We start from the raw sequence: 15,884 nt of genomic DNA on the forward strand, positions 1-15,884 counted from the left end.
GTATTTTTAATAGTGAGGATAATATGGGTAATAAAATAATTGTACCTTTTGATGATCAAGAAGGAGGTACTTACGAGTTAAACATTGATCTTGATAGATTATCGAAGGGTGAAATATCAAATTCTATTAGAGGTATTGGTCGTACTAGCCAGCAGCCTACCTTTGTGAGCAAAATTAATAAGGCTAAAAAGCTTGGAGAAGTGCCCTCCCCTGATAGAGACGTTCAAATCAACTACGGAAAAGGGCTCGACTACATATATGGTACAAAACCTTTAAATGATCAAGAAGATAAAAATCCATTTGCTTCAGCTTTGCAAAAAATAAAGCCAAGTATAAGCGAAAGCGAAAAGTTGAGCTGGTTTAAAAGTGAAGTGGTAGAGGCAAAAAACGTAAATGAATTGCACAAAACTATAGACCAAGTACTAGCCTCTGGAGCAAGAATAAATGCATATAACGATGGGGAATGGAGCATTGCAGAGTATGTAGTATTGGGTACACATTTTCATAAATTTGATAAGACTGATCGAAAAAAGATAATGCGTAAATTAATGCTAAGTGGTGCAGATTTTCATGATACTTTATTGCAGAATAAACTAATAGGTGAAATCTATAATGAGCTACAACCAGAAGTTCAGCCACAGATAGATAAGCAACTAGAAGAGCTAGAGGAAGCTGGCGAAAATGCTGTGCAAGAAGGAGAATTAATAGATGTTGAGATAGATAATACAACATCGGTGCGACCCGAAGTTGCGATTTTGTGATGGTTAGATTCCATCTTCCCTAGACATCAGGGATAATGTATGTCTCACATTTTAAAGAATGGCAACCTTTAGGATGCAAGCATGAGATAAAAGCAGTTAATGCTAAACCTTATAGCAAACTCCTGCAAACAGAGTTAGATATGGTTACGAGAGAAACTTATGATTGAATTGTCGTTATATTGAATATGCGAAATTAAGGTTGTTTTACGCATAGACCAAAATGGTATGAAGCATACGAGGAATTAAAGTTAGATGTCTTTGATTATAGATGTTCTCAGCTTCCGGTAAAAAGTAAGAACCTAAGTCTAACACGAAACAAAATCGTGAAACGGGATAACCATATAGGTGCTCTTATATTCATTTGAATGTAAGTAGGCAGCCAGCCATAAGCACTTACATTGGAGGGATTGTCCAAGAAGCTAATGCCCAAAGTAATATTTGGGATATGCAGACGTGGACACTATAATTTGGAGGGTAAAGTTGTGAATAGTAGTAAATATGTTATAGACCAACAATTTGTTAGGTATGAATGGAATACAATTCCTTGGCGTAAAGTTGAGAAATTTGTATTTAAGCTACAAAAGCGAATTTACCAAGCTGCAATATGTAATGATAAGAAGAAGGTACATAAACTTCAAAGATTATTACTCAATTCAATAAGTGCAAAACTACTTGCTGTCAGAAAAGTAACTCAAGATAACAGAGGGAAGAAAACTGCAGGTATTGATGGAAAAGCAAATCTTAATCATAAAGAAAGATTGCAATTAGCATATTCTTTAAATGTTAGAGAAAAAGCGAAACCATCAAAACGTGTTTGGATTCCAAAACCTGGAAAACCAATAGAATATCGCCCTCTTGGTATACTTACTATCTCAGATAGGGCAAAAGAAACACTTATGAAAATGGCACTAGAGCCAGAGTGGGAGGTAGGATTTGAACCGAACATGTATGGTTTTAGACCTGGTAGGTCATGTCATGATGCTATTGAAGCCATATTTAATTCACTGAATTGGAAAACAGCGTACTGTTTAGATGCTGATATTTCTGGATGTTTTGATAATATTAATCAAAATGCTCTGTTGGAAAAACTTAACACTACACCAACCTTTAGAAGAATTATAAAAGGATGGTTAAGAGCTGGAGTAATGGAAAACAGAAAATTTGAATCCACAAAACGTGGTACAATTCAAGGAGGGACGATCTCACCGTTACTTGCTTGTGTTGCATTAAATGGATTAGAACAATATATCAAAGAAACGTTATGGAGTGAACTTCTTCAATATAGGAAGATGAAATGTGGTGTTGCAAGCAGTAGAGAAGCAAAAAGCTCATTAAGTGTAATTTTCTACGCAGATGACAGTGCGCCGTAGAAACACGGAAAGTGTTGAAGCTGTGCAGTAGATGAGGGAGGGCCCCTCGGAGCCGGTTTGCAAGAGCAGGCTTCAAACAGCCATAAGCTGCTTTGGTAAAGAGCTAAGGTAGTGAGCGTTATGGAAAAGGCACAATTATGTGTCATGTATGAAATAGAGAGACGAACGCAAGTGAACCACTGATGAAGTGTCGAAAGCGTAGAGACGACGTCAAAACCAGGGGGTAGTCGTTAACCTGGGATGAATCTACTGGGAGCTTGTTTACTGGGTAGGTGGCGTCCGGCATAAAAGTGGCGTGAATCTATTTTAGGCTATTGCATGGAACTACGGGAACCTGTCGTTTCGATGAAAAGGGAGAAGTCCAAAGAGCTGATCTCTGAGGATGAGAGTACCGATGCGAAAAACAGGGGCGGATTAGCTCGTAGTAGCGAAGAAGTTTCTGTAATGGAAATGGAGTGAAGGGGCTAAGTTATTTAGTTTTAATTATTTATCAACCGAAAGGGAGGAGTTAATGAATAAAACAAAGTCTTTTGATATACCGAAGCAACTTATTTGGAGAGCTTATAAACAAGTATCGAAAAATAAAGGTGCAGCAGGTGTAGATGAGGTCTCGATAACAAAGTTTGAAGAAAATCTAAAGGATAATCTATACAAATTATGGAATCGGATGTCATCCGGAAGTTATTTTCCAGAGCCGGTAAAAGCTGTTGCGATACCAAAAGATACAGGAGGGCAAAGAATTTTATGTGTGCCTTCAGTATTCGACAGAATAGCGCAAACAGCAGCTACAATGTATCTTGAGCCGTTAGTAGAACCGAAATTTCACGAAGATTCATATGGTTATAGACCAAATAAGTCTGCGCTGGATGCGGTATACACAGCACGGAAGAGATGTTGGAAAAATGATTGGACGGTAGATCTTGATATATCTGGATTTTTCGACAATCTGGACCACGATTTAGCACTGCAGGCTATCAAGAAACACACAGACTGCAAATGGGTCATACTGTATGTTGAGAGGTGGATGAAAGCCCCCATTCAGCAAGCAGATGGCAGTAGGGTAACAAGGGATAAAGGAGTTCCGCAAGGAGGTTCAATAAGCCCAATCATTTCAAGCATATTTATGCACCATGCGTTTGATATGTGGATGAAACAAAATTATCCAACAGTACCATTTGAAAGATATGTAGATGATGCGATAGTGCACTGCAGAACTAAAAGACAGGCAGGATTTATGAAAGTAATGATTGAAGAAAGATTGGCTAAGTGTAAATTGAAGTTACATCCTGAAAAGACACAGATTGTGTACAGTAAGGATGATGATAGAAAAGAACAATTTCCTAAACAAAGCTTTGATTTTCTAGGTTATACTTTTAGACCTAGAGTAGCAAAGAATAAGATGAGGAATTATTTCATCTCATTTCTACCTGCAATTAGTAACAAAGCCAAGAAGAAGATCAAGAAAACCATAAAGTCATGGAGAATACATCGGATTACATGGACCACACTAGAGGAAATATCGAAGAAAATAGATCCAATAGTCAGAGGCTGGTTTCAGTACTATGGCAGGTTTTATAAATCAGAGATGTATCCATCTCTCAGAAATATAGAGAGATACCTCATAAGATGGGTCAGGACAAAATATAAGAAACTTCGTGATCACGGAAGACTAGCAAAGCAATTTCTAGGAAAAGTGAGAAAGAGGTCTCCAAGTATTTTCTATCATTGGACACTTGGGTTAGGATCAAAAGGCTAAATAATGGGAGCTGTATAAGTCGAGAGGTTTCCGTGCAGTTCTGCGAGAGACTGGTGGGGAAGCTCCGCCGGTCTACTCTCCTTCTGGTAGGGTTTGCAGGACCAAAAAATGAAGCTGAACAAATTAAAAATGAGATTGCTAAATTCCTCAATGAGGAGCTCAAACTTATGCTTAATGAAGATAAAACGCTTATTACACACGCGTGTGATAGCAAAGCCAATTTTTTAGGTTATAAAATACACGTCTTGCATGCAGATGATAAACATGATCATCGGACACAACGATGTATTAACGGTAGTATTGGGTTACGTGTACCACATCATATAAAGCAGAAAAAGTGTTCTGAATATATGCGTTGTGGAAAGCCTATACATTTACCTCAACGTACACTTGATACAGCTTACAGTATTGTTGCTCAGTATCAAACTGAATATCGAGGAATTGTACAATATTACAAAATGGCCTACAACCTTCACACACTAAGTTATTTGAAGTATGTGATGGAAGTATCATTAGTAAAGACTTTAGCATCTAAATACAAAACAACTTGCAGGAAAATTTATAGAAAATTTGGTGCAATGATTGAAAACGACGAAGGTGAAAAACGAAAAGTCATCCAAGTCAGAGTAGATCGTTTACCATCAAAGATACCATTAATTACACACTTTGGTGCTGTGTCACTAAAATGGAATAAATGGGTAAGTATAAGTGATAACCTTATACCAATATGGAATAAGCGTAGTGAAATAGAGCAAAGACTATTGGCACAAACTTGTGAATTATGTAAATCACAAGAGCAGATTGAAGTACATCACGTACGTAAACTTGCTGATTTGCTAGGTAAACGTAATACTGAGCTACCGAAATGGAAAAAGAGAATGATTGAACGACAGAGGAAGACTCTTGTTGTTTGTCATGAATGCCATAAGAAAATCCAATATGGAAAATATGATGGTGACTCCTTAAAACGTTAGATTATTGGAGAGCCACGTGATACGGAAACGATCATGCGTGGTTCGGAGAGGGGTTGTTGGAAAAGTACTTAACAAGTAACTCGCTGGCTGCCCACTCTACTTTCCGTGCAGTTCTGCGAGAGACTGGTGGGGAAGCTCCGCCGGTCTACTCTCCTTATTATTTCAGGTTTCACACATGAAGTACTGGAAAATGAAGTTAAGCCTTTAGTATCATCTTTTCTTCATGAGCGAGGTTTAATTCTGTCAGAAGAGAAGACAAAGATTACATTTATTACAACAGGGTTTGACTTTCTTGGTTGTAATGTACGTAGATATAATAAGAAGTTAATTATTAAACCTTCGAAAGAAAGTATTAAAAGACTTCTGAATAAAGCACGTACATTGATAAAAGCAAATATAGCGAACACTCAGGCTATAGTAATTAAGTCACTCAACTCTCTACTGAGAGGATGGGGAAATTACTATCACCATGTGTGTGCTAAAAAAGCGTTTAGAAAAATCGACAATGAAATTTGGCATAGTTTATGGAAATGGGCAAAGAAAAGACATCCTCGTAAAGGATTACGTTGGATAAAGAATCGTTACTTCAAAGTAATGGGTCAACGACAATGGGTTTTTGCTGCACCCATATGCAAGAACAAACCAAAAGAGATACGGTATTTAAGACTGCTAAAGCTGATTGATATACCTATCAGACGACATGTTAAAATCAGAGCGGATGCAAATCCCCTTGACTTAAAATGGAAAAAGTATTTTGATGAGAGAGTAAAACGAACAAGAATGTTAGCAAGCTCCTTTTCAAGAGAAGGTTCTCTACTGTTAGTGTCACCACTAAAGTTGATGTATTCTGAGGATTTATGAAAGACAAGCCGGTTCGAGAAAAGAAGAACTTAGATAAGGGGCTCAAGCGTAGTGTGGGGAAACCTGCATGCTGCGTTTCTAAGGGAGGGAGTAGTAGTAATACTGCTTCCTTACCTGACCAAGTCGCTAAAACTACTGGCTTTGAAAAACGTTCTCTAATTGCACATAAGTCAACAATAATTTTTATATAAACCAAAATAACATATTTCCTACATAATCTTTAATAATTTTACATACAAGAGCAGTGTGCTTCCATGGTTCTCTCCGCGGTCTGATATGACAACAAACTTGTCAAGCCGCACTATACTTGTTAGGTGGAAGTGGACGGCAACATCACTGCCATTAAGTTAAGGAAAAGTGATGAACTGTATTATAAAATCAGGTAAGATTCACAAATTAAAAGAAGTAATGACATGAGTAAAAAAAAGAATAATCATGTTTATAAAAAATAAATTGATGAGTTTAAACTTTATAAACGCACACAGAGCATCCTCAAAAGACTTCTCACGAAAAAGAAAGCTGCCCTTCGTTAATGTATTTCTCCTGATTTTTAGAAAGAGTGTAAAGTCATTACAAGTGATGCTTAATGAGTTTGTTCTGCATACAAGAAAAGATTATACAATTACGGCAAGTGCATTTACTCAAGCAAGAAAGAAGCTAAAACATACTGCGTTTTCAGAGTTAAATGATGATATAGTTTCCCTATACTACCAAGATCAGGAATTTAAAACCCACCATGGCTTCAGAGTACTTGCATTTGATGCTTCAATACTGATTCTGCCAAAGAGCGACAAAATAATAGGTGAGTTTAGCTCAAGAGCAGTATGGAATGGAATCCAGAGATTTGAAGACTATACAAGTGCAACCTTTGAAGTTTGCTACGATATGCTAAATAATATTGCAATAAAATCTGTGCTAAGTAGAGGTGACAGCTATGAGGTTGATTTAGCAATCGGTATGCTTGAATCCATAAAATCAGACGATTTGTTAATCTGTGATAGAGGATACGTATCTTATCGATTTCTTGCTGAGCTTACAGGAAGGAAAATCAATTATATAATTCGCTGTTCAAGTTCGTCTTTCAATGAAATAAACGCTATGTTTAAGCCGGAAAGCCCATCTAGTACGGTGGTAGTGTCTACCGCACCTATTAAAGTAGCAAGACAGCTACGAAAGCTAGGATTACCTGATGAGATGAAATTCAGGTTAGTCAAAATAATACTTTCTTCTGGCGAAGTTGAAGTGTTAGTAACATCTCTGTTAGATGAGAAACGTTTTACAGTTGAAGAGTTTGAGAGATTATATTACTTGCGCTGGGGAGTAGAAACATTTTTTTCTAGGCTGAAGGGAAGATTAAATTTAGAGAATTTCACAGGAAAAAGTATTGAAACTATCAAGCAGGATTTTTGGTCAACTATCTTCATCAGTAATCTAGAAAGTATCATGATAGAAGATGATGAAGAGACATTGAGCTCACAGAATAGTAAACTAAAAAAAAGCATCAATAAATCTGTCTCATTTAATGCGATTAAAAACTTAGCCTTTGATATTTTTTCTACAGAGTCAGACATAGACTGCATTATGGATCGACTATCACAGTTATTTTTGATGAACACTTTAGTGGTGAGAAAAGGGAGAAGAGTTGATCGTCATAAGATATCTGATATTCGTTCACTCAACTACCAGAAAAGAGCTAGAAAACATGTGTTTTAAATTCAAGATATCTTTTCAGTATCATTGCATTAGTACATTCTTTGCAAAATAACCTGCAATTATTACTTTTTTAAATAACTTGCACTTTTCAGACTCCCTTTTCTTAAAAATTCACCCTAGTATTTACCATAATTATCAATCACTTCAAATTTTTTGTCCAATCTTAACTTCTCTTTCCCTTAACTTAATGGCAGTGACGGCAACATGTGCCCAACGAAGTCTAGGCTTCAAGGTTTTTTCTTGCTTATCCCTTCCATCGGCATTACTACCTCGAGTAAAATTATTGTTTATGCTCCTCTTAATTGTAATAACAAAATTCTGTTTTATTGACCAACATCCTGTGCATAATTACAGCCAATTTTCTTGCTACTGCTACAATTGCTTTCTTCATCCCTTTTTTCCTTGCAAGTTTTAACCCCCAGCTTTTCAACTTAAAATTTTTCTTACTAACTGTAAGTAAGACTTGTGTAGCTTCATATAACATACTTCGACATTCCATGGGCCCCATTTTTGATATACTACCATGCCGATCAATTTCTCCAGAAGCATATTGTCTTGGTGTTAACCCCATATACGCTCCAACTGTACTAGATCTTTCAAATCTATTTGGGTTATCCACTGTTGCTTTATATGTCATTGCTACTATAGTACCAACACCTGGAGCAGTAGTTAATAATTTACAATCCTCATCTTTTTTGCCTTGTTCTAAGAGCATCTTGTCAAGTTTTTCCAATGACTTCTCTATTGCCTCTAAACTACAAACTAACGCTCCAATTGAAGCCTTACTTATTTCATCCAAATCTTTAATTGCTTTTTCTATTCTTAAAGACAAGCTTTCAAATTTTGACCCTTGACCGAGCTTTATCCCGTATATTTTTAATAACCCTCTTATTGTCCCAACAATCTGCTGGTAGCTGCATGTTAACTGTCTTCTACTTCCAAGTGCTATTTTAATTTGACAAGATTCATCCGATTTTACTAGTACTTCTTTATATAGCCCAGCCCTCATCATTTGAGCTATACCTCTTGCATCATTCTTATCGTTTTTATTGATTCTTGCAGACAAAGCTGCTGCCATATGTCTTGCATCTACACAAACTACTGGCAAGCCAAAACTCCTTAATTTTTTGCACATTGATATTGAAAGTTGTCCACTTTCTACTCCTATAGTTTCGTAATTTTTGCCTTGTTCAAGCAAGTACTCTGCTATTGCCTTGCTTTCGCTTGCAACAACTCCTTCTTTAACAATCTTTCCTTTCTCATCAACGATACTAATGAAAGTTTCTTTGAGTGAGACATCTAATCCGCTATAATATTTCATGAGACTACTCCTACTGTAAAAGTTTAAATTGTTTTTGAAGAACTTATTCTACTGAATTCGTTACTTCGTGTTAAAATAATGGAGTATGTCTCTCCATCATTCAACAGCAATTACAGTATGTGCCCAATACTATGCCGCTAAGGCCTATTCAAGTCAAGCTGATGTAGGTGATCAGTATCATGATTTAAAGGCGTTATCTTTATTGCCATTGCCGATTTTATCTTATTTCCTAATAAGCTAGCTTATAAGAGTGAAGATGATCTAAAAAAAATAATAGGAAGTGATTTAATTATTGGCAGGGCTTATGATGAGCTGAACCAATATAATTGGAGAAAATACCCCTGCAACAATGTTGCAACAAACATAAAACTAAAAAAAATAATTTCCCGGCAGCTTCTACTCAAAGAACGAGGAGTTGTTTTCACTTATAGAACCAACGATCAACTGACCATCTGTTTCGATGAGTGATATATGAACATATTTATATATTTTCAAGGAAAGCTCATGGGAAAAAAGAAACTGACTGTTCGTGTTAGCTATAGTTATGAACCTAATCGGTTAGCAGAATTGTACTTATTAGATGCATATAAAAAACTAGCATTAAATAAACAAGTAAATGGGAGCCAAAAGGAGAAAATTTTTGAATGTAACAATAGAATCAATTTAAGGGGGAGCAATGATAACTGTTAGTCTGTACGCGAGAGTTTCTTCAGGAAAACAAGTGCAAGGAGATACAATAGCAAGCCAAATTACTGCTATAGAGAATAAGATTAGTGCTGATGGACATAAATTACTAAGTGAATATAAATTTATTGATAATGGTTATAGTGGCTCTGATATAATACGTCCTAGTTTAGAAAAATTAAGAGATCAAATAGCAGAAGGTAATATTAATAAGGTTTATATTCATTCTCCTGATCGTTTGGCTCGCAAATATGTACATCAAATGTTATTAGTTGATGAATTTAAGAAATTGGGTGTAGAAACAGTTTTCTTGAATTGTCAAATTGACGATAATCCAGAATCTCAATTACTATTACAAATACAGGGTATGATAGCAGAATATGAACGTGCAAAAATTATGGAACGAAGTCGTAGAGGCAAGATTCACGCAGCCAATAAAGGCAGTATAAATGTAATGAGTGGAGCTCCTTATGGCTATCGTTATATAAATAAGCATATAGGAGGAGGACAAGCCTTTTTTGAAATTAATGAAGAGGAAGCTGAAGTCATTCGTAAAATGTTTTTTTGGGTGGGAAGGGGAAGAGTAAGCATTGGAGAAGTATGTCATAGATTAAGAGCTATGTCCATCGTAACACGAACAGGAAAAAGGTATTGGGATAGGAGTGTAGTCTGTCGTCTATTACAAAATCCTGCTTATAAAGGACAAGCAGCATTCGGTAAAAAAAAGCTAGGAGTAAAATTAAAACACGTAAGACCACAGAAACGCTCTTGTGAGCAACCGAAAGACAATTATTCTACTTTTCGTACTGATAAAGAAAATTGGATTTATATTCCTGTACCTAATATTATAAACGAAGATTTATTTGATATAGTTCAAGAACAGCTAACTGAAAATAAAAGAATAGCTAGGAGAAGACGAATGGGAGCAAATTACTTGTTGCAAGGTTTAACAGTATGTCAGCTTTGTCATTATGGATATCATGGTATTAGCACTTGCTCTAGCGCTCGTCGAACATATTATCGTTGTACTGGTACGGAGCGAGGTCACTTTGGTGGCAATAAAATGTGTAATAATAGAATGATTCGTACAGATGTATTAGACGTGGCTGTATGGGAAGAGGTAAAATACCTATTGAAAAATCCTACTCGGATATTAGAAGAATACAAGCGTAGACTTTCAGAGATTAAAAAATCACCATTAGATCAAAAAAGTGACTTTCTTGAGAAAAAAGAAGATCAATTAAACTGTGGCATTGCAAGGCTTATTGATGGCTATACTCAAGGATACATCAATGAAGAAGAGTTTAAACCAAGAATTAAAGCAATGAAACAAACCTTACAAATGATCGGAGAGCAAAAGAAAAAGATATTTGATCAAAAAAGACTTGAACAAGACTTAACTCTAGTGGTGACTACTTTAGAAGAGTTTTCTTCTAGCGTTAACTCAAGTCTTGATAACGCAGATTGGCTAACTAGACGTGATATCATTAGAACATTAGTTAAGCGAATTGAGATTAACCATGAAGACGTGCATATCGTGTTTCGAGTAAAAGAGCTGCCAGACTCTTTCACACACAGTGGAAAAGCGGACCAAAGTTTATTGCAACATTGTTGCAGGAGTCAAGCCGAGATCATTATCAATAACAACAATATTATCAGCTTTCCACCCAAGGTCAATTGCTCTTTGTTTCAGTGCATACTGTAACTCCAAACTTTCTTGATTGCTCAGTGCTTGATGAGGTGTTGATTGTCTGATGTAAATTATTGCTTCGCGTGCTAGATGTTGTACTGTGATTAGCTCTGATGTACTCATGAATAACCTCTTTTGATACTAGTAATATATTTTCTAAAACTTCTGACTTGAGGTGTTGCGGCATTTTCTTCCACACTCTATTTGGTTTACATGGCATAATTTATACTCCTTTGCTAGAGAAACAAATTCGTATAATGAATTCCATGTTAACTTACTGGTGAGTAAATCTTGCTTACCGGCCAAGTTGGTAGCAGAAAAAGGAATACGCAGAGTTATATTACTACGGTAAATAACGAGTACATTACCACTGTTATAGGCTTTTACACTGGCAGATGATATGGGAAAAGTCCTACCGAATAGCGGATGTGTTGGATCTGTAACTGTAATTTCTTTTTGGTTGTTGAATGGGGTATTAAGGTGATTGATCGCAGCAAGTTGGAACTGGGTTGTCAACTACGAAACATAGACCAACAGCAAGTACTCCAGATAACAAAAAAGCACAAGCATAATTAGTTTGTTTCCTTTTTTGAGCAACTTCTTCTACCTTTATGAACTCTGGTTCTATTGCTTTCTTGGCATGTCCTGCAATACAATCTCTTGGACTTTTGTTTTCATAGTTTTTAATATTAGGTTTGATATTTGGATGTGTGAGTAATATTTTTACCATATCTATATTACCAAACTGGCAAGCAATGTGTAGAGCTGTATTTTTTTCCTTCTTGCCGGTCTTAATTTCCTCCTCTGCACGAGCATAGTTTTGAGGTATAAATCCTTCATTAACAGGTTGTGAATTGTCAAGGTATACACAACCCCCTCTACCCTGATCTACTACTTCTCTCCCCTCAAATTCGTACACTGGATAACCATCATGTTCCTTTGGTTTTTTCTCAATAATAGCTTGCTTTTAATATTTATATCAATGTTTTCATGCTGTACAAGCAACTTAGCCATACTCTTTAACTTAGACTGCTCTTCATCACTACTAGAGCTAAAAGCTAGGGGGATGGACATCAAAGGTGTCATTCCATCTTCAAACGCGTTAACATTCGCTCCTTTTTTCAATGCTTGTTGAAAATGATACCAAGCTTCCTTAGGTGTTATTCTTTCACCACTAGCATTTTGAAATTCAATAGCTTTAAACAACTTTTTTGTTGCCTCACTTGTACTAAACATTTTACTCTCCTATAATTAAAACTTTGATAAGTTATACATAGAAAAAATTAAAATATCAACTATTAAGCTAATGATCCAGAATATACTCCTTCGTTAAAGGAGACTGAGCATTTTCAAATATTTCTTGAGTACTTCCGAATTCAACAATCTTGCCATTGCAAAAGAAAATTACGCTGTCAGATAATTTTTTAGCCTGCTTCATCGAATGAGTTACCATAATTATGGTGAACCTCAATTTTAACTCTTGTATAAGGTTTTCGATTGCGTTGGTTGCCATTGGATCAAGGGCAGAGCATGGTTCATCCATTAATAAAATAGTTGGCTTTACTGCAATTGCACGAGCAATGCATAATCTTTGTTGCTGGCCACCAGATAAATTTAGTGCACTATCTTGCAATCTATCTTTCAACTCTTCCCATAAACCAACCTTAGTTAAACTACTCTCTACTATTTCATCTAATTTTTGCTTATTTTTCACCATTCCATGCAACTTAGGCCCATAAGCAACATTATCATATATTGATTTTGGAAAAGGGTTGGGTTTTTGAAATACCATACCAACTTTTGCTCTGAGCAATACAACATCCATATCACGTGAATATATATTACCCAGCCCATCGATTACCAGTTCACCAGTCGCTCTACATCCAGGTACGTAATCATTCATACGATTAAAACAACGCAAAAATGTCGATTTACCGCACCCAGAAGGTCCGATAAAAGTTGTGACTTTCTTTTTGCAAATATTCAAATTTATATCGAATAAAACTTGTTTAGAGCCATACCAAAGATTTAAATTTTTAACGAAAGCGTATTTATCGCTCATACTAAATCCTGCATTGAATAAAGTCCTGGAGTTTTATTCTCGCACAACCATATTGCTGCTTGAATAGCCCCTCTAGCAAACGTTGTGCGGTCAATTGCCTTGTGATTTAATTCTACTCGTTCATCGGAATTGACAAACATGACACTGTGATCTCCTATTACTCCACCTCCACGAGATACTGCAAAGCCTATTCCTCCTTTCCCTCTTATATTTGAATTATTATGTGAATATTGATTGAGCTCAAAATCCACTTTTGCAGCGTTAGCAACTGCTTTACCAAACTCTATAGCTGTTCCAGATGGTGAATCCTTTTTTAAATTGTGATGCATTTCCCAAATTTCAACGTCATACTCATTACCTAAAAGCTTGGCAGCTTCTTTTACCAATTTCAGCAACACATTAACTCCAACACTCATATTTGCTGACCATAATATTGGAACTTTAGCAGCATATTCTTTAAAATTTAGACCTTCTATTCCAGTTGTGCCACTAACTAGCGGTTTTTTAAATTTCACGGCCGCCTTAAGGCATTCTAGCATACATTCTTTAGTTGTAAAATCTATTACAACATCGGACGATTCAAATACCTCACTAATAGAACTTGTAACTTTGATTCCTAAATTGCAATTATTGCCTACAATAGGCCCAATATCTAAGCCTATATACTCACTGCCCAAGCGAGCAACAGCACCTGCTATTTCCACTTTGGTATTCGTAATTAATTCATTGAGTATTTTCTTACCCATTCTGCCTAAGCAGCCTATTACTCCAACTTTGATTTTCATAAAGCTTTTTCCACTATGTTAGGCTTTTTTTGAAGCTTTGTCATCTTTATAAGCTTAGCATATTTAGCCTTACACTGATAAAACTATAGCTATACATCGATGAATCTATTGAAAATTGATACGAAAAATTGTAATTAGTCAATTTTCTCCTATGGAGAAAACTTATAAAGAAAAAAAGAGCACCAACTTTGGTGCTCTTTTGTGAAGGATTTGGTTTAATAATAACCGTTTCCTACTATACTCGGATTAGAGACACAATGTCTTTCTGTTGCTAGTGCTCGAGTTGTTGAACTTGGTTATGTAACTTCTGCATCATAAAACTCCTCTGATTCAGTAGTCACTTCCTCAGAGTAAGATCAGATAAATCTTCTCTAAACTTAGAAAGAGATGCAGTAAAAGCATTTATTAACTCTTGTTTTTTTCTTCAATAGTAGTTTTACCTGAAGATTGTCCTTGCTGTGATATGCTTTGTTTCGCAACACTTGTTTCACTTTTTTTACCACCAAACAGCCGCTTACAGCCTGATGAAATTTTTCTTGCAATCCATGAAATTCCTATGTGATCAGCAATCCACTTAAAAAAGTTTTTTATTTTTTTAAACATATTTTACTCCTTAAATTAATAATTTTATTATTATATAAAAAGCATGGTAAGTCAACTATTTTATAAAATAATATAAAGTTTTAGTACTTACTTGCAATTTTCAACAATTTAATAGCGCTGGTATTTACAACCTCCCCACCGATACGCTTAGTGACAAAAAATCTAACATAAGGTTTGTTTGTATAAGGGTCTCTCAATATTCTCATTCCTCTGTTATCCACGATCTTATAAGCTTGTTTGAAATCCGCTACTGCAATCATTGTAGGTGGCATATCAGCAGATTGATATACTGGTATTCCCATCAAAGTATCTGGAGTTTCAAGCGATAAACTCGGCTGCCAGAGATATTGACCTGTTTCAGATTTTAGTAGCCTCACGTCCTTTAACGTACTCCTGTTCATCAAAAATGATGCATTTTTAGAGTAATGTTCATTTAGAGAGTAGTACAATATCATTATGGCGTCGCTGTCTAGCTTATCAGCTTTAATTTGCTCTATCTTATTATGACCATTTCCATTTTCGTAAGTTAAAATTCCTTTAGGTTGAAAAGTGCCATCACCTTTAATAAAGGCTTCATTCTCCTTCTTACTGAAAGTTTCGGCAACCTTTTCTACAAGCCAATTTTCAACATTGACAAATGCATCATCGAGCAATTTTTGTGATATTTGCGGCTGAGCATAGAGCTCATAAGTTGTGATGGAAATCTTTTGAATTTTAGGTGTACTTGTGTCTTGTGCAAAATCATACTTGGATTTATAGCCACCATCTTCGTCGTCTACTACTTCACCACTCCAACCTGCACCAGCACGGTCACAATCTTCTATAATATAATCCAGCGTTTCAGTAGAGATTCTTTGACTAGAACATATCTGCCGCATTGGAGATGAATCAGTTATACGCTTGTTTATCCGTTTTACAATATGAGGAGTAACTAAATACCCTCCAATATCATTGTCATCTCCACTTAGGGTTTTGTGTGATAACCTGTTTTCCATTCCTTTGCGAATATAATCAGAAAAATATTTATCACCTGTATTAAAATCTGTGCTAATTTCTGGACGTTGAGCTGAAGTTTCAATAAAATCTAAGCGCTCTTTGCAATTATCAATATTACTATTTATCTTGCATAGCTGCTCAGGTCCTTTGCTTTCGATTTCTTTTAGTTTGCGATCATTTATTAATTTAAATTGCTCCCATGATGAAGCGAGTTCATTAACACGGTGAGCGATATCAGTAAGTGACATAATAGCCTCCTTTAAAAATAAAATTAGAATAGTTATTGTAATTTGAAGGTAATCTTTAAT

16 protein-coding genes and 2 pseudogenes are annotated in these 15,884 nt (G+C 35.8%); 11 read left to right on the forward strand and 7 right to left on the reverse strand.

The window, feature by feature from the left end; all coding sequences use genetic code 11:
- Nucleotides 1-23: 23 nt before the first annotated feature.
- From ABWU45_RS03040 to ABWU45_RS03075, 8 genes and pseudogenes are all read left to right on the forward strand, one after another.
- Nucleotides 24-734 (forward strand): annotated as a pseudogene (locus ABWU45_RS03040) (hypothetical protein); the annotation flags it as partial.
- A gap of 449 nt (nucleotides 735-1,183) precedes the next feature.
- Nucleotides 1,184-2,131, forward strand: coding sequence for a reverse transcriptase N-terminal domain-containing protein (locus ABWU45_RS03045; protein WP_353278963.1), 948 nt, complete (start codon nucleotides 1,184-1,186; stop codon nucleotides 2,129-2,131).
- A gap of 318 nt (nucleotides 2,132-2,449) precedes the next feature.
- The gene (locus tag ABWU45_RS03050) at nucleotides 2,450-2,590 is read left to right on the forward strand and encodes a hypothetical protein (RefSeq protein ID WP_019078704.1); all 141 of its coding nucleotides are present in this window, start codon (nucleotides 2,450-2,452) and stop codon (nucleotides 2,588-2,590) included.
- A gap of 52 nt (nucleotides 2,591-2,642) precedes the next feature.
- Entirely contained in the window at nucleotides 2,643-3,887 is a 1,245-nt protein-coding gene (gene ltrA / locus ABWU45_RS03055; RefSeq protein WP_007302363.1) for a group II intron reverse transcriptase/maturase, read from the forward strand.
- Between the two features lie 53 nt (nucleotides 3,888-3,940).
- A complete protein-coding gene (locus ABWU45_RS03060) occupies nucleotides 3,941-4,861 on the forward strand; it encodes a group II intron reverse transcriptase/maturase (protein WP_353278964.1) in 921 nt (306 codons plus the stop codon).
- 126 nt (nucleotides 4,862-4,987) lie between these two features.
- Nucleotides 4,988-5,722, forward strand: a complete 735-nt coding sequence (locus ABWU45_RS03065) for a group II intron maturase-specific domain-containing protein (RefSeq protein ID WP_353278966.1) — start codon at nucleotides 4,988-4,990, stop codon at nucleotides 5,720-5,722.
- Nucleotides 5,719-5,877, forward strand: a pseudogene (locus tag ABWU45_RS03070) (transposase); the annotation flags it as partial. The gene ABWU45_RS03065 and the pseudogene ABWU45_RS03070, both read left to right, overlap by 4 nt.
- A 280-nt stretch (nucleotides 5,878-6,157) precedes the next feature.
- Nucleotides 6,158-7,435 (forward strand): IS4 family transposase, encoded by a 1,278-nt coding sequence (locus tag ABWU45_RS03075; RefSeq protein WP_353277926.1) that lies wholly within the window; start codon nucleotides 6,158-6,160, stop codon nucleotides 7,433-7,435.
- A 298-nt stretch (nucleotides 7,436-7,733) separates the two neighbouring features.
- Here ABWU45_RS03075 and ABWU45_RS03080 read toward each other — a convergent pair whose 3' ends face one another.
- A complete protein-coding gene (locus tag ABWU45_RS03080) occupies nucleotides 7,734-8,756 on the reverse strand; it encodes an IS110 family transposase (RefSeq protein ID WP_353278968.1) in 1,023 nt (340 codons plus the stop codon).
- Nucleotides 8,757-8,841: 85 nt separating this feature from the next.
- Between ABWU45_RS03080 and ABWU45_RS08370 the strand changes: the two genes are divergently transcribed.
- From ABWU45_RS08370 to ABWU45_RS03095, 3 genes are all read left to right on the forward strand, one after another.
- Nucleotides 8,842-8,997, forward strand: a complete 156-nt coding sequence (locus tag ABWU45_RS08370; RefSeq protein WP_410541952.1) for a hypothetical protein — start codon at nucleotides 8,842-8,844, stop codon at nucleotides 8,995-8,997.
- A gap of 230 nt (nucleotides 8,998-9,227) precedes the next feature.
- The gene (locus ABWU45_RS03090) at nucleotides 9,228-9,446 is read left to right on the forward strand and encodes a hypothetical protein (RefSeq protein WP_341819653.1); all 219 of its coding nucleotides are present in this window, start codon (nucleotides 9,228-9,230) and stop codon (nucleotides 9,444-9,446) included.
- Nucleotides 9,433-11,145: a recombinase family protein gene (locus ABWU45_RS03095; protein ID WP_353278700.1), complete on the forward strand. Its 1,713-nt coding sequence runs from the start codon at nucleotides 9,433-9,435 to the stop codon at nucleotides 11,143-11,145. The genes ABWU45_RS03090 and ABWU45_RS03095 overlap by 14 nt, the downstream gene beginning before the upstream one ends.
- A gap of 460 nt (nucleotides 11,146-11,605) precedes the next feature.
- On the opposite strand, the gene ABWU45_RS03100 is transcribed toward ABWU45_RS03095, so the two are convergent.
- The 6 genes from ABWU45_RS03100 to ABWU45_RS03125 form a co-directional block, all read right to left on the reverse strand.
- Nucleotides 11,606-12,049: an ankyrin repeat domain-containing protein gene (locus tag ABWU45_RS03100; RefSeq protein ID WP_353278970.1), complete on the reverse strand. Its 444-nt coding sequence runs from the start codon at nucleotides 12,047-12,049 to the stop codon at nucleotides 11,606-11,608.
- The gene (locus tag ABWU45_RS03105; RefSeq protein ID WP_353278971.1) at nucleotides 12,022-12,366 is read right to left on the reverse strand and encodes a hypothetical protein; all 345 of its coding nucleotides are present in this window, start codon (nucleotides 12,364-12,366) and stop codon (nucleotides 12,022-12,024) included. Before ABWU45_RS03105 ends, ABWU45_RS03100 begins: the two co-directional genes overlap by 28 nt.
- Nucleotides 12,367-12,433: 67 nt before the next feature.
- On the reverse strand, nucleotides 12,434-13,192 hold the full coding sequence (gene pstB / locus ABWU45_RS03110; RefSeq protein ID WP_264682728.1) for a phosphate ABC transporter ATP-binding protein PstB: 759 nt from the start codon (nucleotides 13,190-13,192) through the stop codon (nucleotides 12,434-12,436).
- Nucleotides 13,189-13,977 carry a 4-hydroxy-tetrahydrodipicolinate reductase gene (gene dapB, locus ABWU45_RS03115; protein WP_353278972.1) on the reverse strand — a complete coding sequence of 263 codons (789 nt, stop codon included), beginning with the start codon at nucleotides 13,975-13,977 and terminating at the stop codon, nucleotides 13,189-13,191. The genes pstB and dapB overlap by 4 nt, the downstream gene beginning before the upstream one ends.
- A 405-nt stretch (nucleotides 13,978-14,382) precedes the next feature.
- Complete coding sequence (locus ABWU45_RS03120; RefSeq protein ID WP_149168885.1) at nucleotides 14,383-14,580, reverse strand: hypothetical protein; 198 nt, start codon at nucleotides 14,578-14,580, stop codon at nucleotides 14,383-14,385.
- An 80-nt stretch (nucleotides 14,581-14,660) separates the two neighbouring features.
- The gene (locus tag ABWU45_RS03125) at nucleotides 14,661-15,824 is read right to left on the reverse strand and encodes a phage major capsid protein (protein WP_353278973.1); all 1,164 of its coding nucleotides are present in this window, start codon (nucleotides 15,822-15,824) and stop codon (nucleotides 14,661-14,663) included.
- Between the last annotated feature and the right edge of the window lie 60 nt (nucleotides 15,825-15,884).

It is taken from the genome of Wolbachia endosymbiont (group B) of Longitarsus flavicornis (assembly GCF_964028135.1).
Lineage (GTDB): Bacteria > Pseudomonadota > Alphaproteobacteria > Rickettsiales > Anaplasmataceae > Wolbachia.